The sequence below is a fragment of the Serratia sp. L9 genome (assembly GCF_050632285.1).
In the GTDB taxonomy this organism is placed as follows: domain Bacteria; phylum Pseudomonadota; class Gammaproteobacteria; order Enterobacterales; family Enterobacteriaceae; genus Chania.
This window is the reverse complement of the sequence record NZ_CP192591.1, coordinates 1,413,499-1,430,954: the sequence shown is the minus strand read 5'-3', so window position 1 is coordinate 1,430,954 and position 17,456 is coordinate 1,413,499. Positions and strand designations below refer to the sequence as shown.

Annotated in this window: 13 protein-coding genes and 3 pseudogenes; 10 read left to right on the top strand and 6 right to left on the bottom strand. The window is 52.5% G+C overall.

What is annotated here, in order from left to right; genetic code table 11:
• Window positions 1–10: 10 nt before the first annotated feature.
• The 7 genes and pseudogenes from ACQ86O_RS06695 to ACQ86O_RS06665 all read left to right on the top strand — a co-directional run bounded on the left by ACQ86O_RS06695 (window position 11) and on the right by ACQ86O_RS06665 (window position 5,067).
• Window positions 11–711: pseudogene (locus tag ACQ86O_RS06695) on the top strand (fimbrial biogenesis chaperone).
• 11 nt (window positions 712–722) lie between these two features.
• Window positions 723–1,352 carry a fimbrial protein gene (locus tag ACQ86O_RS06690; RefSeq protein ID WP_431224601.1) on the top strand — a complete coding sequence of 210 codons (630 nt, stop codon included), beginning with the start codon at window positions 723–725 and terminating at the stop codon, window positions 1,350–1,352.
• Window positions 1,330–2,277: a fimbrial protein gene (locus ACQ86O_RS06685; protein WP_431224600.1), complete on the top strand. Its 948-nt coding sequence runs from the start codon at window positions 1,330–1,332 to the stop codon at window positions 2,275–2,277. The genes ACQ86O_RS06690 and ACQ86O_RS06685 overlap by 23 nt, the downstream gene beginning before the upstream one ends.
• 11 nt (window positions 2,278–2,288) lie before the next feature.
• Complete coding sequence (locus ACQ86O_RS06680) at window positions 2,289–2,816, top strand: fimbrial protein (RefSeq protein WP_431224599.1); 528 nt, start codon at window positions 2,289–2,291, stop codon at window positions 2,814–2,816.
• A 27-nt stretch (window positions 2,817–2,843) separates the two neighbouring features.
• Complete coding sequence (locus tag ACQ86O_RS06675; RefSeq protein ID WP_431224598.1) at window positions 2,844–3,740, top strand: pilin glycosylation ligase domain-containing protein; 897 nt, start codon at window positions 2,844–2,846, stop codon at window positions 3,738–3,740.
• On the top strand, window positions 3,671–4,447 hold the full coding sequence (locus ACQ86O_RS06670) for a Wzy polymerase domain-containing protein (protein WP_431224597.1): 777 nt from the start codon (window positions 3,671–3,673) through the stop codon (window positions 4,445–4,447). The genes ACQ86O_RS06675 and ACQ86O_RS06670 overlap by 70 nt, the downstream gene beginning before the upstream one ends.
• Window positions 4,444–5,067, top strand: a complete 624-nt coding sequence (locus ACQ86O_RS06665; RefSeq protein WP_431224596.1) for a LuxR C-terminal-related transcriptional regulator — start codon at window positions 4,444–4,446, stop codon at window positions 5,065–5,067. Before ACQ86O_RS06670 ends, ACQ86O_RS06665 begins: the two co-directional genes overlap by 4 nt.
• Window positions 5,068–5,508: 441 nt before the next feature.
• Here ACQ86O_RS06665 and ACQ86O_RS06660 read toward each other — a convergent pair whose 3' ends face one another.
• Both ACQ86O_RS06660 and ACQ86O_RS06655 read right to left on the bottom strand, forming a co-directional pair.
• Entirely contained in the window at window positions 5,509–5,811 is a 303-nt protein-coding gene (locus ACQ86O_RS06660) for a hypothetical protein (RefSeq protein ID WP_431224595.1), read from the bottom strand.
• A 564-nt stretch (window positions 5,812–6,375) separates the two neighbouring features.
• A pseudogene (locus tag ACQ86O_RS06655) lies at window positions 6,376–7,577 on the bottom strand (NAD(P)/FAD-dependent oxidoreductase).
• A gap of 305 nt (window positions 7,578–7,882) precedes the next feature.
• On the opposite strand from ACQ86O_RS06655, the gene pitA reads away from it, so the two are divergent.
• Window positions 7,883–9,388: an inorganic phosphate transporter PitA gene (gene pitA, locus ACQ86O_RS06650; protein WP_431224594.1), complete on the top strand. Its 1,506-nt coding sequence runs from the start codon at window positions 7,883–7,885 to the stop codon at window positions 9,386–9,388.
• 69 nt (window positions 9,389–9,457) lie between these two features.
• Here the strand turns inward: pitA and uspB are convergent.
• Window positions 9,458–9,792: pseudogene (uspB, locus tag ACQ86O_RS06645) on the bottom strand (universal stress protein UspB).
• 627 nt (window positions 9,793–10,419) lie between these two features.
• On the opposite strand from uspB, the gene uspA reads away from it, so the two are divergent.
• Both uspA and gdhA read left to right on the top strand, forming a co-directional pair.
• Window positions 10,420–10,857, top strand: coding sequence for a universal stress protein UspA (uspA, locus tag ACQ86O_RS06640; protein WP_142008235.1), 438 nt, complete (start codon window positions 10,420–10,422; stop codon window positions 10,855–10,857).
• Window positions 10,858–11,040: 183 nt separating this feature from the next.
• Entirely contained in the window at window positions 11,041–12,384 is a 1,344-nt protein-coding gene (gene gdhA, locus ACQ86O_RS06635) for an NADP-specific glutamate dehydrogenase (RefSeq protein ID WP_431224593.1), read from the top strand.
• Window positions 12,385–12,492: 108 nt separating this feature from the next.
• Here the strand turns inward: gdhA and ACQ86O_RS06630 are convergent, their stop codons facing one another.
• The 3 genes from ACQ86O_RS06630 to prlC all read right to left on the bottom strand — a co-directional run bounded on the left by ACQ86O_RS06630 (window position 12,493) and on the right by prlC (window position 17,361).
• Complete coding sequence (locus tag ACQ86O_RS06630; RefSeq protein WP_431224592.1) at window positions 12,493–14,385, bottom strand: bifunctional metallophosphatase/5'-nucleotidase; 1,893 nt, start codon at window positions 14,383–14,385, stop codon at window positions 12,493–12,495.
• Window positions 14,386–14,563: 178 nt separating this feature from the next.
• Window positions 14,564–15,310 (bottom strand): 16S rRNA (guanine(1516)-N(2))-methyltransferase RsmJ, encoded by a 747-nt coding sequence (rsmJ, locus tag ACQ86O_RS06625; RefSeq protein WP_431224591.1) that lies wholly within the window; start codon window positions 15,308–15,310, stop codon window positions 14,564–14,566.
• Window positions 15,311–15,318: 8 nt separating this feature from the next.
• A complete protein-coding gene (prlC, locus tag ACQ86O_RS06620) occupies window positions 15,319–17,361 on the bottom strand; it encodes an oligopeptidase A (protein ID WP_431224590.1) in 2,043 nt (680 codons plus the stop codon).
• Window positions 17,362–17,456 lie beyond the last annotated feature (95 nt).

Below are 17,456 nucleotides of genomic sequence, written 5' to 3'. Positions count from 1 at the left end.
CCTGGCTTTGATGGCTGCCCTGCCCGCCGCCAATGCAGCGATATCGCTGGATCGTACGCGTGCGATTTATGTGGGTGACGCAAAATCCATCAGCCTTAACGTGATTAATGAAAACAAAGAATTGCCATTCCTTGCCCAGTCATGGCTGGAAAATGAACAGCATCAGAAAATCACCGCCCCTCTGGTGGTATTACCACCGTTGCAGCGGGTGGAGGCCGGTGAGCGCAGCGTGGTGCGTATCACCAAGACTGCTGGCGCCGAGCGTCTGGCGCAGGATCGCGAAACCCTGTTCTATTTCAACCTGCGTGAGATCCCGCCGAAAAGCAGCAAAACCAACGTGATGCAATTGGCATTGCAGACCCAGATCAAGCTGTTCTACCGGCCACAAGCCATCGTGGTCCCTAAAGGGCAGATTTGGCAGGAGAAACTGGTGTTCCGCAAAAGCGCCAATGGCATGACGATTGAAAATCCAACGCCATTTTACATCACTCTCACCGGCATGGCCCGTGCTAGCCAGAAACAGGGGGCGGCGCGATTGACGATTTCCAGGCCATGATGTTGGCACCAAAATCCAGTGAAACCGTGAAACTGCGCGACAGCAACCTCAACAGCTTTGTCGTGACGTATATCAATGACTACGGCGGCCACCCGGAACTGCGTTTTCAGTGCAATGGCAATCTGTGCAACGCCGCACCAGACGCTGATAAATAAGGAGAAACGGCATGGAAGTATTTACCGCTAGCCGCTTGCGGCCCCGACTGCTGGCCACCTTATTGCCCTTGCTGTTCCTTGGCAGTAACGGTGTGCAGGCGGTTTCGATGCTTGAGGCTATTGAAGGCACCAGCGGCACCGTCAGTTTTTACGGCGGCCTGCTGACTTCTCCCTGCAGCCTGACGCCAGACAGCCAGGATCAGGCGATCGACCTGGGTGAAGTTAACGCGGCAACCTTCCAGCATGCGGGGGATCAAAGCGTGCCAGTTCGTTTCCGTCTGTCGTTTCGTAACTGCCTGCTGGGAGCACGGGCGGTGATAGCGAGCCCGACCGGGCAGCGGGATGGCGAAGCTACGCGCCTCTATTTACAGGGTGAACAGGCCGCCACGCTGGTTTTTCTGGGTGACAGCGATGTGCATAACCCGGGCCTGCTGAAGCTCAATGGAGGCGTACAAGGGGTGGGCCTGCGCCTGAAAGACGATCAAGGCCGGATCTTATCGCTTAATCAGCAAAGCCGGCCCTACATCTTACAGCCAGGCAACAATACGTTATGGTTCAGCGCCCAGTTGGAATCAACGCAGAGATACACCCAGGCAAACCGGTTTGGAGGCATCGTTCATGTCCAGATTGTTTACTTATAAACGTACATTGACCTTGCTGGCCTGCCTGAGCGCTTCATTCAGCGTGCAGGCACTGGAATGCCATCTAAATACTTCCAGTGGCATCACCGAAGAGAACGAAGATATTGGCCAGTTGAAAATCCCCGCCACTTTGCCGATGGGCAGCCGGTTATGGACCTCACAACCGATGAGCCGTGATGTGATGTGTTGGGGGTATAGCAGCGTACCCGGTGGCGAATGGGTTTACTTCTATCCCAATCCCGATGAACGGCAGATTGCCGCTGGGATTTCCATGGGGGTCATTTATAACGGGGTTGATTTGGGGATACTGAACACCAAAGCACAGACCGATATGTTCCGTTATCCAGACAAGCCACAGCTCGGCCACGTCAACTATCAGGTCTATCTGCAAAAAACCGGGGATATTACCACCGGCGGTGCCAGCCAGATTTCGGTATTCCAGCTCGACGGGGTGCTGGGGATCAACAACAAGCCGGGCAAAAACTACCGGTTTACCCTGACCGGGATGGACAAGATCCAGGTGATCCAGTGTTCCGCCTCCGTGGAGTTGACCACGCCGGAAGGGGTGGATTTTGGCGAGATCCCTTCCTGGCGCGCCGGTGAAGGTACGGTCGCCAGCAAAGATTTCACCGTGATCATCCGCAAAAATGGCTGTAGCGATAATTTCAGCCTGAATGCCAACTTTATGGTGAAAAACGGCTCCTTGGTCGATACCACCGGCCTGGATATGGGCAACGGATCAACAATGCGTATTTACGACAACTCCAACCCCAAATGGATTAAATATAATCAGTTCGACAGTTTTGCTGATATGACCGGCAAAGATCAGGTGCAGAAATCCTATACCGCCTCTCTACAAGCTTCAGGTGAAGGACAAGAAGGCGATTTTAAAAAGACGCTCATTTTGCTGATTAACTATATTTAACGGGGGGAAAGATGAAAAATCACCTATTCCTGACAGCCTTATTCAGCATTGCCAGTTTATTTTGCCTGCAGGCCAATGCCGATGATAAAGAAATTGATTTCTTCGGCACCGTGGTTAATCGCCCTTGCAATATCGACTCACAATCTGCCGATCAACTGGTGGATATGGGAACGGTGATCATTAAAACCCTTTACCGTTATGAGCACACCACGCCGGTGCCGTTCAGCATTGTGCTAACTGATTGCAAAACCAATGTTTTCAATGCGGTCACCGTTACCTTTAGCGGCGCTGAGGATGGTGAGTTACCGGGTAAACTGGCCATTAACAACGGAACCAATGGTGCCGCGATAGCGCTGTTTGACGCTAAAGGGACAGCAATCAATTTAAATCAGGCCACGGATGCAACCGCAATACAAACGGGCACCACCACCTTGAAATTTTCCGCTTACGTTCAGGGGCATCCTTCAGCAATAAAAAACCGAACCATTACCGAAGGCGAATTCAGTTCTGTGGCCAATTTCGTACTGGCTTATCAGTAAAAAAATCCTTCGCAGGATAGCGTTATTATGCCAAATAAGAGTGCAGCCTGGTTATTCGGGCTGCTGACGTTTTATTTTGTTTTTGCCATGCACATTTACTGGCCTAATCGGGGCGGTAGTGGATTTTATTTACCTTGGAATATGGTGGGGGTCATCCTGCTGGCCGTTATTACCCTGGTAACCCTGGTAATGGCACGGCCACCGCTGGCTGGGTCACACTTTTTTAATTACCTGGCGTTGGGAGCGGTCATTCTGTTATTACCGCTGTTATGGACCAAAGCGCCTTATTTCGGGGAAGCGTTACCCCGATTTATCGGGCTGTCGGTTGGCGTAGCTGCCTATTTTTCCCTGCTGCAATATCCATTGAACCGCCAGTGGCGTCATCGGCTGTTGGTCCTGCTATTGGCAGCTACCGTCATCGAAGGCTGCTGGGCACTGCTGCAATACTTCTGGCTAATGCCGGATAACGCCATTCCTTACGGTATTTTCCAGCAGGTTAACATGCTGGCCAGCTTTATGGCCTGCGGGCTGGCCCTGGCGCTCTATCTGCAATGCGGTCCTGCCAGCCGACATCTGCAATGGCTGAGCGGCCTGATGCTGCTGATGGCTCCTTTTCTGCTGCTCATCTCATTTTCGCGTATTGGGTTACTGGCTTTTGTCCTGCTCACACCCTGGCAATTGGCGATTATGTACCGTGTTTCCCGCCCCCGCTGTGCTCTGGCCGCGTTGCTGATCCTGGCCGGTGTGCTTGCCGCGTTACTGATGATTGAGATCAAGGGAGCGCCACGCGCGATCACGACCTTTTCAACCCTCAGTTACCGGCTTATCGGCTGGCAGGAAGCCTGGGTAATGCTGTGGGGAAACCGTTACTGGGTTGGGGTTACGGCAGTTTTCAATATCAGTTTCTGCATCATATTCATCTGACACAACCTGATTTGCCGTTGAGTTTCAACCTCTCTCATCCCCATAACGAATTATTGCTCTGGGCGGTGGAAGGCGGCCTGCCAAGCCTGTTGGGGATAGCGCTACTTGGGCTCGGGTTATGGCGATTGCTGCGCCGCCGCCTGCGGTTCCCGCGAGAACCTGCGCCCTGGATCGCCATGCTGCCGATTGCATTGCATATGATGGTGGAATACCCGCTTTACCTTTCCGCCGCACACGCCATCTTCCTGTTGGTGATCCTGCGGGTCAGCGACGTACGGCTCACGTATCGGCGGGCCGCAGGAACACAGCGGTTCGCACGCATTACTGCCGGCGGCCTATCGTTGCTCACTCTTCTTTATATGGTCAACGGTCTGCACAGCGCTCTGATTATTAACACCGTCGAAAAACAAGGGTTAAAACCTTTCGATACCCTGCAGCGCGTTATTACGCCCACCCCTTGGCAGACGCGATACGACTTCGATATCCACCTTCATCAGTTACTGCAATACCCGCAATCAAAGGATATTGCCGCACTGCGGGGATATCAGCGGTGGGCAGAAAATGAAATCCGCGTACGGCCAGAGGCCAATATTTACTTCAACCTGATATTGGTCAGTCGATTATTACTGCAGCCGCAACGGGCAATAGATTTACTGTTTGAAGCCCAGCGACTGTTCCCGGAAGACATGCGCTTTAAGGAAGAATGATGCTTAATATCCGTTTCACTTTGTTAGACAGTAATAACTTCTTTCAACAGGGGCTACTGCACGTTTTAAAGGATTTTCACGACTCTTTGAATGAATGCTATCGGCTTTATTCTCCGTTGACGCCCGTGGAACTCAAAGCCGTTGAGAACATTGAGATTATTTTCCGTTCTCAGGAGGAGCGCTGGGGTTGCGCCCGCTGCTATCATAGCGCCTATCAAACGCCACACCATCGGCAAATGACGGTCATGATCCTCGATGAAAAAGAGTGTTGTACGCTTAAAAGCCCGGCGCAATTCAGCATTAACCGGGAAGATTCTGTTGCTATGGTGCGCCAGAAACTGCGGCTGGCGGTGGAACATTTTGGCCATCATCCCTGGGCTTCGCTGCATGCCAGTGGCCTTTACTATTGCCAACGGTGCCGGATTGCCAGACTCAGCAGTTGTGAAAAGAAAGTGTTGAAACTGATGAGCACCGGGATGTCGGCCTCGACTATCGCTGATATGCTGCATCGCAGCCAAAAGACCATCAGTTCACATAAACGCTCAGCGATGCGCAAACTGAATGTCAACAAAAGCACTGAGTTGAATAAAATGCTGCTGAGTCAGATGGGATTGGGATGAAATCGCCAATATCAAAAGGCCAGTACAGGACGGCTGGCTCTATACCCGTCGCCTTGCAAGCTGCAGCGTTGCTATCCGCACTCAATGGCCAGGTCCATCCGTGGAGCTGGCCCTGTCAGGCCGCTGCATACAGCGTTCAGATCTGTTAAAAATCATATTCCTTACCGGCTGCCGCTGGCGGCATTCAAATTGGTTCCTGACCGAATTTTCCCGGCAGATTTATCGCCCCAGTCACTGACTCCAGGAGATGCACCAGTTGGCCGCTTGGCTATAACTTGAAATTCATAGGATATATTAATTTATTGAGTCTTTAAGAACGGGTTTTATTAATTTGCTAAATAATATATCTATCCAATCTCATCATCACATATGAAATATTATTAAGAAGAAATCCAGATAACAATATTAATTGCAATACGCGCCATCCAGCCATAGCTGAATTTATGATGCCACTTGAGCGCTCAAATAATCTAGCGCACTTTGGCTGTAGCTTGCGCCGGGTTCCAGCTTTTTGATCAGACCTTTAGCCTCCAAGATTATGCCAAGTCGATGTAATTCCTGGTGCTGCGGCAGCACATCGGCAAAAGCATTCAACAGGATAATCGACGGCATAATTTTTTCTGCACAGGTGCCAACAGCGTTGGGTTCATCACCCCTGGCAGGGCAAGGTAAATTATCAGCATGACGATGCTGACATGCCTGCAACAAGGTAAGCGCCTGTTGAATTTCATGATTCCATGGCATGACTACATTCCTCTAAAGCTTATTTTTACCAAGATATGAATAATAAACAATATGTTAGCGTGTGTTATCTACTCATAACGGAGACAGCACAACCCTAAGACCAAGCAAATCTCCTCTAACAAGATAGATTTTTTCAGGGACAACGCTTTGATGTAGGTCACATTGCATAAAGATAGCCAAGACTTTCATATTGATTATCCAGAGGTTCCGGCATTAAAACATTTTTAGGTTGATTCCTGCGCTATTCCATTTTTACTGGAGTAGCACAAAATTTCTCAGCGTATTACGCAGGCTTCATCCCTGTGGCAATACAGGGAAAATGACGGTTATCTTCAATTTCTGAAGCGGTTTGAGTAGTCAAGAAGATACTTACTGAATACGAAATTGTCCTGACCAGAATCCGCCAGCCTTCCATTCGATTAGCGGAAAAGCCCACGATCGCCGTTTCGCTGCACGACGCAAAATGCTCCCGGTATAGTCTCTTTGCCTGTTCTGTCAAAAGAGGGCGACCAAGCATTCACACACCACCGCAAATGCCGATAAGAATACCGGCCATCGGCATCATTATTGGGTTTGTGCGGCAGCCAACGCCTGCGCGCAAGCCCAGGCAGAACTCCAGGCCCATTGGAAGTTATACCCCCCAACCACCCGGTCACATCCACCACCTCGCCAATAAAATACAGGCCCGGCACCTTGCTGGCTTCCATGGTTTTGGAAGACAGCTCTTTGGTATCCACGCCGCCTAATGTCACTTCTGCGGTACGGTAGCCTTCGGTGCCGTTGGGTTGCACACGCCAGTTTTGCAAACTTTCGGCCAAAGCGGCCTGCTGCGTCGGGGTTAACTGCTTCAATGTGGCTTCCGGCAACTGCCCGAGCTCTTGGAGCAATTCCACCAGGCGTTTCGGCAGGTGCAGAGCCAAGGTGTTTTTCAGGCTTTGGTTAGGGTGCCCCTGCCGCTGCTCATTCAGGAAGGCCACCAGATCTAACGTTGGGAGTAAGTTAATGCTTACAAACTCACCTGGCTGCCAGTAGCTGGAAATTTGCAGAACTGCCGGGCCAGACAGACCACGGTGGGTAAACAGGATGCTTTCGCGGAAACAGGTACCACTTTCCGCAGTGATCACTGCGGGAACCGAGACGCCGGAAAGCGCCTGAGAGTGCTCGAGCAGCGGTTTATGCAGAGTAAAAGGCACTAAAGCTGCCCTGGTGGGTAATACTTTGAGGCCAAACTGCTCCGCCAACTGGTAGCCGAACGGGGAAGCCCCCAGGCCGGGCATTGAAAGCCCGCCGCTAGCCACAACAAGTGAGTGAGCACTCACCACATCTCCATTCAGCGCCAGCTCAAAACCCTTATCTGTTTTTTCTACGCTGAGGACTTCACTGCGCAGGCGGGTGGTCACCTGACCCAGTTCACACTCCTTGACTAACAGATCGACAACCTGCTGCGCGGACTCATCGCAGAACAACTGACCCAGCGTTTTTTCGTGGTAGGCAATGGCGTAACGATTGATCAGATCGATAAAGTCCCACTGGGTGTATCGCGCTAATGCCGACTTACAGAAATGTGGGTTGCTTGAGAGGTAAGCCGCCGGTTCGGCGTACATATTGGTAAAATTACAACGCCCACCCCCGGACATCAGGATCTTGCGGCCCGGCTTTTTGCCGTTGTCGAGCAGAAGCACCCGGCAGCCGAGTTGCCCTGCCTGAGCAGCACAAAACATCCCTGCGGCACCCGCACCAATGACGACAACATCAAACTGTTCCACCTGAGCCTCTCTTTGCAATAAACCACAATAATAGCGGCAAGAAGCGCACATTTTACGCCAAATACCCCTCAGCACGCCGTTAAATCAGCGGCGGACGATTGTAAATGCATCCGCTTATCAAGCCAACGTAAGAAAATGTTAATGCAGGTAAATGCTGGTAACACGCTGAAATTACTTTGATTACCAGCGCGTCTTGTCCCCTCTGTAACATCGAAATCAAAAAAACGTCATATTTTCCTTTTCCCCGACACCTGTTGTCACCGATAATGCGCCGCGTTCATGTCCACAAACCTGGCGTAACGCTTATGCTACATTTGTTCGCTGGCCTGGATTTCCATACCGGCCTGATGTTAATACTCGCATTGTTATTCGTGTTATTTTACGAAGCTATCAACGGCTTCCATGATACGGCCAATGCGGTTGCTACCGTAATTTACACCCGTGCTATGCGCTCGCAGATTGCGGTCGTGATGGCAGGCGTATTCAACTTCCTTGGCGTGATGCTCGGCGGTTTGAGTGTTGCCTACGCCATTGTTCACCTGTTGCCAACCGATCTGTTGTTGAACGTCAGTTCAGCTCACGGATTAGCCATGGTCTTTTCCATGTTGTTGGCAGCGATTATCTGGAACCTCGGCACCTGGTATTTGGGTCTGCCAGCCTCCAGCTCCCATACGTTGATTGGTGCCATCATCGGTGTCGGTCTGACCAACGCGCTGGTAACTAGCACGTCCGTGGTCGACGCACTGAACGTGCCTAAAATGATCAGCATCTTCCTGTCATTAATCTTCTCTCCGCTGGTCGGGATGATGATTGCCGGGCTGATGGTGTTTATGCTGCGCCGTTATTGGAGCAGTACCAAGAAACGCCAGCGTATTCATATGACGCCAGCAGAACGTGAGAAGGTCGATGGCAAGCGTAAGCCACCGTTCTGGACACGTATTGCGTTGATCCTCTCCGCTGTCGGGGTGAGCTTCTCCCACGGTGCCAATGATGGTCAGAAAGGTATCGGCCTGATTATGCTGGTGCTGATTGGCGTTGCTCCCGCAGGCTTCGTGCTCAATATGAACGCGACCGGTTATGACATCACCCGTACACGGGATGCCGTAGCTCACCTGCAGCAATTCTATCAGCAGCATGGCGATTCCCTGGCTCATGTGATCGCGCAGACACCACTGGTACCAGCACCTGAAGATGTCCCGCCAGCGCCAAATCAGCCCGTGGAGTTCCACTGTGACAGCTCGCGTGCTCTGATTGCCGTAGAGCGTTCTCTTGGCTTGCTGAACAATCTGCAAAGTTACGATCAACTGACGGTAGAACAGCGCAGCCATCTGCGCCGCCTGCTGATGTGCGTAACGGATACCGCAGATAAAGTGGCAAAACTGCCGGAAACCTCCGTAGACGATCAACGCTTCCTGAAAAATCTGCGCTCGGACCTGTTGCAAACCGTTGAGTATGCACCGATCTGGATTATCGTGGCAGTGGCCTTGGCGCTGTCCCTCGGTACCATGGTGGGTTGGAGACGTGTTGCCACGACCATTGGTGAGAAAATCGGTAAGAAAGGCATGACCTACGCACAAGGGGTGTCGGCACAGATGACTGCCGCACTGTCTATTGGCGTGGCCAGCTACACCGGTATGCCCGTTTCTACCACGCATGTACTGTCTTCGGCGGTTGCCGGGACGATGATCGTGGACGGTGGCGGCGTACAGAGTAAAACCATAAAGAACATTCTGCTGGCCTGGGTGTTGACCCTGCCGGTGTCGATTGTCCTTTCCGGCGGCCTTTACTGGTTGGCGCTAAAAGTGATTTAAGCGTTTCACAGCATAAAAATGGCGGCCCATTAATCATGGCCGCCTTTTTTTGCTCTGAAAAACCGGGCGCTAATACCAAATTGCCATCGCTACCAGGCTGATAACCACCAGCCCACACAGCGAGGAAGTCAGTACAAACTGGCTACGCACACGCTGACAACGACGGATAAATTCCGGATCGTGGTGCTCAACATAACGCTGCGCAAAGATATAGCGCACCAGCCGTATCTGTTTGCTCGGTTGGCCGTGCGAAGTAAAGAACCCCCGCCATCGACGTATTGGTACAGTAACGGGTCGCAGCCGCGTAAAACAAATAGCAGCGCACGCAGAGAAGAGAAATACCGAGCCATGTTAACCACACATACCACACACAAAGCCCAAAACAGCGCGACGGTACTGATCATGATTGCCCCCTCAAGGCGTTGTTATCCCGGCCAACCGCCGGGCCAACGGCCCTACCTCTTACCCAATGCTGCCGGAGCTTTCAGCTCCCATCCCCCTAGCACCTTACAGGCCCTGGCTCCCCTCTGCAGTGACCGGCCCGGCATCGATACGCAAAGTTGCCTGGCGGCTGAAGAGGAGAGAGTGAGGCCTACATTCACTATTGTAGGATAATGAAACGCAAACCGACCCAGGCGTTATATAAAATTTACCGTAATTGCTAAATTTTTCGCCCGACAGGCTGCGGACCCCCCGCGCTACGCCCAGGGGTATTTAGACTATACTTCTAACAAGAATGCTTATAATTCAATCGGTCAAGCAGCCATTTAGCGCATATGCCCGATGAATTTCTAGTTGCAGCGCTGTTACCTGCAGCTTGCAAGGCGACGGGGATAAGCAATAGGCTTTTTCGCCGCACCGTGTAAAACTAAAGAGGTAGCGGTAAACAGGGTATTTTGATGCAATGCATTGTGATCTCCCCAACAATCACAGTGTTATCTGGATGGTACTATGCAGGTAAGGCGAAAGCGCCAAGTTGGAACACCGAATGCCTGCCCCCTTTAATCGGCATATATGGAAGGAGTATTCTCATGGCTTATAAACACATTCTGATTGCGGTTGACCTATCACCGGAAAGTAAAATCCTGGTCGAGAAGGCCGTATCAATGGCGCGGCCATACAATGCGAAAGTCTCCCTGATCCACGTTGATGTTAACTATTCCGATCTGTATACCGGCCTGATTGACGTTAATCTTGGCGATATGCAAAAACGTATCTCTGAAGAAACCCACCATGCGTTAACCGAGCTGTCGCAAAATGCCGGTTATCCGATTACCGAGACCCTGAGCGGCAGCGGCGATCTGGCGCAAGTGCTGGTAGATGCCATCAAGAAATATGATATGGATCTGGTGCTGTGTGGCCACCATCAGGATTTCTGGAGCAAGCTGATGTCTTCGGCACGCCAGCTGATTAACACCGTGCACATCGATATGCTGATTGTGCCGCTGCGTGATGAAGAAGAAAAGTAAGCACTCGCAAACCTGCTTTACCAACGCCCGCCTGTTGCGGGCGTTTTTCATGGAATAACCCATATTTATTGCTTGTTAAACAACCGCCCCCCAGTGATATAGTCGATACAGACACAACATCCTCCCCAACTGTGAGATACATCATAAAAACAGGGGAACCCAAATGCTAAACAGGAGTTATCCATGGAACAGGCTGTATCGCTAGAATCCTTTCTAAAGTCATTACAACGTCATAATTCGCACCAACCAGAGTATCTGCAGGCAGTTCGGGAAGTTTTTACTTCGCTGTGGCCATTCATCGAACGCAACCCACATTATCGCGATCACGCCCTGTTGGAACGCCTGGTAGAGCCTGAGCGCATCATTCAGTTTCGCGTTAGTTGGATAGACGATCAGGGCAAAGTGCAGGTTAACCGCGCTTACCGTATTCAGTTCAACTCGGCAATCGGGCCTTACAAAGGGGGAATGCGCTTCCACCCTTCGGTCAACACCTCTATTCTCAAGTTCCTGGGTTTTGAGCAGACCTTCAAGAATGCTCTTACCACGCTGCCAATGGGCGGCGGCAAAGGCGGTTCGGACTTTGATCCGAAAGGCAAAAGCCAGGGCGAAATCATGCGTTTCTGTCAGTCATTGATGACCGAACTGTACCGCCATCTGGGTCCGGATACCGACGTACCTGCCGGGGATATCGGCGTTGGCGGTCGTGAAGTGGGCTTTATGGCTGGCATGATGAAAAAACTATCCAACAATACCAGCTGTGTGTTTACCGGTAAGGGTCTGTCTTTCGGCGGCAGTCTGATCCGCCCGGAAGCAACCGGTTACGGTCTGGTTTACTTCACAGATTCCATGCTGCAACGCCATGGTCTGGGCTTTGAAGGGATGCGTGTCGCGGTTTCCGGTTCCGGTAACGTAGCGCAATACACCATTGAAAAGGCGCTTGAACTGGATGCCCGTGTGATTACCGTTTCCGATTCGGGCGGTACCGTGGTTGATGAAGCGGGTTTCACTACCGAAAAACTGGCACATCTGGCAGAAATCAAAAACCAGCGTTATGGTCGGGTGGCCGATTACGCCCGCGAACGCGGCCTGACCTTCCTGGCGGGCGAGCAACCGTGGAATGTGCCGGTAGATATCGCCCTGCCATGTGCGACCCAGAACGAACTGGATCTGGAGGCGGCACAAGTGCTGATCCGCAACGGGGTTAAAGCCGTGGCAGAAGGTGCCAATATGCCTACCACCATCCAGGCTACCGATGCCTTCCTGGAAGCTGGCGTCCTGTTTGCACCGGGTAAAGCAGCCAACGCAGGCGGTGTGGCAACCTCTGGGCTGGAAATGGCGCAAAACGCCGCACGCCTTAACTGGAGAGCCGAGAAAGTGGATATTCGTTTACGTCATATCATGTCGGATATCCATCAGTCTTGTGTCGAACACGGTGGCGAAGGCAAGCAAACACATTACGTTCACGGGGCCAATATTGCCGGGTTCGTTAAAATTGCTGACGCAATGCTGGCTCAGGGCGTGCTCTGATCCCTATTTTGGGGGAATGTGTTCACCGTTTTGCCCTATAAAACTATGCCGGCCCACCAGCCGGCATTTTTTTGGCCCAATTTATAAGAGAGGTGGGGTGAAGGGTACTCAGTTAATCGCCTCGATAATCACTGCCCGATCCCGCAAACGCTGTTTGATAACCGGATCGGTCGCCGCTTGTGCCTGTTGTTGCAACGCCGCCACTTGCTGTTGTTTGGTTTGCGGATCGCTAAACAGCAATTCTTTGACATTGATGGAAGCCACATTGCTGTAACGCCCATCGTCAGTGGTTGGCACACCGATCTTGCCTTCATTCAGCAGTTTTTCCACTATCTGGCGTTCACGTTCGAATCCTTCCAGCCCCACCAGTTCCCAACGATGCATCGCCTTACCCTGATACTCGCCGTTCTTCACCTCGCTCAGATAGCGAATGGTGAGATTACGGATAGTCCCAGCCTCTTCACCAAACTCCGCCTTGGTATCGGACAGCACCGGGAACTGCATTCCTTCCAACACACCGCCTTTTTGCGTCAGATGCCCCATGCGGTAACTGTTCATCCCCAGGCGGACAGGCATATCATCAGTCACTGGCGTGCCGTCATTGAGTTTAAGATTGGTGATACGTTGCCCGACGGGCTGGCGCAGATCGATGCGGTAGGTCACACCATCAAAAAAGTCATTGGTAGAATATTTTGAAGCCCGGCGCTGCGGATTAAAGCTGTAGGTCACATCCCCATCCTGTTGCTGATTGAAATAATCCCCTACCCACTCCATATACTTCTTCAACTCTTTGCCGGTAAGCTGATAAACGGTGATTTCACCGCCAGCATATTGATAATTGAAGGCGATATCCTTCGCAGTAATGGTACCCACATTCAGCTTTGGCCGATCGTTATCAATCTGCAACGCAATCACCTGCGCCTTGGGGGCATAGTAACGGGCGGCTTCCTGATACAGTGCGCTGATGCCGGTATCCTGAATATGTACCTGCGGGATGCCTTTCACCGCGTCCGGCGGCACCAGATCCTGGCCGGTCAGTTGGGCAATCGGCCGGTTGGCATTAGCCCGCAGGAGGGTATGGAATGGCTGGTAAATCTGCTCCAGCTTTTTGTCAGAGGCCATCCCGTTGATTGGGTAGGTATAGCTGTCTTTATTGATCAGCACATACTTGCCATTTTGCTGCTCAAATTGCAGATCGATACGCGATAGTGCACGGCCATATTTGTCCGGCTCGGTGACAATCACACCATTAATCACCTCTTTATCTACCTTCACGTGCATATGCCCGGCCACGATAGCCGCCAGCTCCGGGTTAGCCCGTGCAATATCCCCGACACCGGTGCCTGGCCGCTGGTTCTCATTATCGATCCCCATATGAGCCACCAGCACGATGGCGTCCACCTGGTCGTGGATCTGCCGGATAACATGGTTAACCGCCTGCACCGGATCGGTAAATTTCAGGCCGTCAATGCGATCGGTTCCTTTGGCAAACTCGGCGGTCATCGGCGTGTCCATACCAATAATGCCGATCTTAACCCCTTGGCGTTCAACAATCTTATAGGCAGGCAGATAAGGCTTGCCGCTTTCCCAGAAGATATTGCCTGCCAGCGCAGTGCCCTTAAATTGGTTTAACGAGGTCGATAGCGCTTTCAGGCCAAAATCAAACTCGTGGTTGCCCATTACCCACACGTCATAGTTGAGTGCGTTAAAACCAAGGATCATCGGACTGGTTTTGTCATTCTTGAAGGTTTCGACAAAGTTGCCCTGAATGGTATCCCCGGCATCGACCAGGATCACGTTCGGCTGCTGGGCACGCACCTGATGCACCTGAGTGGCAATCTGGCTCAGGCTACCTGCCAGGTTTTCAGTATCGGTGGAGTAATCCCAAGGCACAAAGGTGCCATGCAGATCCGAAGTGCCCAGAATGGTGATATTTACCGGTTCGACAGCCATAGCAGAGGTACTCAAGCAAAGCAGCAGGGAAAGCAGCGTCTTTTTCATAATTATTTAATTATAGGTGATTGTAATTAAATCGAATTATGAGAGGTGCATCTCAGGCTTACCAGCAACATTGCAGAAGGGGCATGGAAATTGTGAGGCAGCTCAATGTATGACCATCATGCTTGCCCCGCACCTAATGTTTTGCTGCGGGGTGAGGGGCAAATCTGATGGATAAAGATTACAGAGGCATATAAATATCGAAGCGGTGATTCTTGGTAGTGCTGGCCGCGTGCGCAGCAACATTTGCCAGAGGTGGCGCGTAGTCCGGGCGTTTCACCACGACTCGTTTGATCGCCAGCCTGCGGGCCGGTTCTAGCAGACCATCGGCATCGTCATCACTGCCCACCAGCGATTGGAATACCCGCATCTCTTTCTTGACCAGCGCGCTCTTCTGCTTATGTGGGTACATCGGATCGAGGTATACCACCTCCGGGCGCGGGTCGAGATTCGCCAGCGCCGTCAGGCTGGAGGCATGCAATAGCGTCATGCGCTCACGCAGCCACGAGCCAATCTCCGGGTCCTGATAACCACGCTGCAAACCGTCATCCAGCAAGGCGGCCACCACTGGATTACGCTCCAGCATACGCACCTGGCAACCCAGCGATGCCAGCACAAAAGCATCACGCCCCAACCCAGCGGTAGCATCCACCACGCCGGGCCGGTAGCTGCCCTTAATACCCACCGCTTTGGCTACCGCCTCACCACGGCCACCACCAAAACGCCGCCGATGCGCCATCGGGCCTGCGATAAAATCCACGTAGATCGCCCCGAGTTTTGGCTCATCGCGCTTACGTAGCTCCAATCTTTCTGGCGTCAGCACCAGCGCCATCAGCGCGTCCGCATCGGACACCAGTTGCCAGCGCTCAGCCAAAATAGACAAGGCGCCGGGATCGGCGCCTGCTTCACACAATAAAAACACGCTCACGAGGCGGGTTATCCTTTAATACCATAATGGCGCAGCATAGCATCCAGCTTGGGTTCGCGGCCACGGAAGCGTTTGAACAATTCCATCGGTTCTTCGGAACCGCCACGGGACAGGATATTATCCAGGAAGGATTTACCGGTCTCGGCGTTGAAAATTCCCTCCTCCTCAAAGCGCGAATAGGCATCTGCCGACAGTACTTCCGCCCACAGATAGCTGTAGTATCCCGCAGCGTAGCCCCCGGCGAAGATATGGCTAAACGCATGTGGGAAGCGGCCCCAGCTAGGCGAAGGCACTACCGCCACCATTTTCTTCACTTCAGCCAGCGTTGGCAGGATCTGCGCGCCTTTTTCCGGGCTGTATTCAAAGTGCATGCGGAAATCAAACAGGCCAAATTCTAATTGGCGCAGGATAAACAACGCCGCCTGGTAGTTTTTCGCTTCCAGCATCTTGTCCAGCAAGGCTTTCGGCAACGGTTCACCGGTCTGATAGTGGCCAGAAATAAACGCCAGCGCTTCCGGCTCCCAGCACCAGTTCTCCATAAACTGGCTTGGCAATTCCACCGCGTCCCAAGGCACACCGCTGATACCAGCCACACCGGCGGTGTCGATTTGCGTCAGCATATGATGTAAGCCATGGCCGAACTCATGGAACAGCGTAGTGACTTCGTTATGGGTAAACAGCGCAGGCTTGTCACCCAGCGGACGGTTGAAGTTACAGGTAAGGTAGGCAACCGGTTTTTGCAGTTCGCCGTTGGCTTTGCGCAGGCTGCCGACGCAATCGTCCATCCATGCACCGCCCCGCTTATTCTCGCGAGCATACAGATCCAGATAGAAGCTGCCACGCAGTTCGCCGTTGGCATCGAACAGATCGAAGAAGCGCACGTCTGGATGCCAGGTATCCACATCCTTACGTTCTTTGGCGGTGATGCCGTAAATACGCTTCACCACTTCGAACAGCCCTTCTACCACCCGCTGTTCCGGGAAGTACGGGCGCAGTTGCTCATCGCTGATCGAGAACAGGTGCTGTTTCTGCTTTTCACCGTAATAGGGGATGTCCCAGGCTTGCAGCTCGTCAACACCGTAATGCTGTTTGGCAAAGGCGCGTAACTGGGCCAACTCTTGTTCTGCCTGCGGGCGAGCACGTTTCGCCAGATCGTTGAGGAAGCCGATCACCTGTTCCGGATTTTCTGCCATTTTGGTGGCCAGCGATTTGTCCGCATAGCTGTCGAAACCCAACAACCGGGCCAGCTCATGGCGCAGCGCCAGCGTTTCCGCCATCACCTCACTGTTGTCCCATTTGCCGGCATTCGGCCCCTGATCGGAGGCTCGGGTAGCAAAGGCACGGTACATTTCTTCTCGCAGAGCCTGATTATCGGCATAGGTCATCACCGGCAGGTAGCTCGGCATGTCCAACGTCAACAACCAGCCTTGCTGTTCTTTGGCCTGGGCCATCGCCTGGGCTTGCGCCAACGCACTTTCCGGCAGGCCGCTCAGTTCATTGACATCGGTGATCAACTTGCTCCAGCCCATAGTGGCATCGAGCACGTTGTTGCTGTAGGTAGACCCCAGTTCGGACAGCCGCGCGACGATTTCACCGTAACGCTTTTGTTTTTCTGCTGGCAGACCAATGCCCGAAAGCTCAAAGTCACGCAGCGCATTTTCCACCGACTTGCGCTGAGGAGCCGTCAGTTTGGCAAAGCCTTCACCCTCTTTCAGGTTGCGATAAGCCTGATACAACCCTTCATGCTGCCCCACCCAGGTGCCGTATTCGGAAAGCAGCGGCAACGCTTGCTCGTAAGCTTCACGCAATTCAGGGCTGTTTTTCACCGAGTTCAGATGGCCGACAGGCGACCAGATGCGTGACAGACGATCGTCAGATTCAGCCAGCGGCTGACACAGATTTTCCCAGGTAAACGGCCCAGGCTGAGCCACCACGCGCTCCACCGCAGCACGGCAATCAGCCAGTGCGGATTGCACCGCAGGCACGATATCTTCAGGGCGAATAGCCGAAAACGGCGGGAGGGAAAACGGCGTCAGCAACGGATTTGTCATAAAGAAAGTCCTAATTGGGGTTATGGCCAGATGTTCGTATCGGGCCAGATAAAGTTAAAGTTCTAACTAACATGGTGCCAATTGGTTGGAAAATC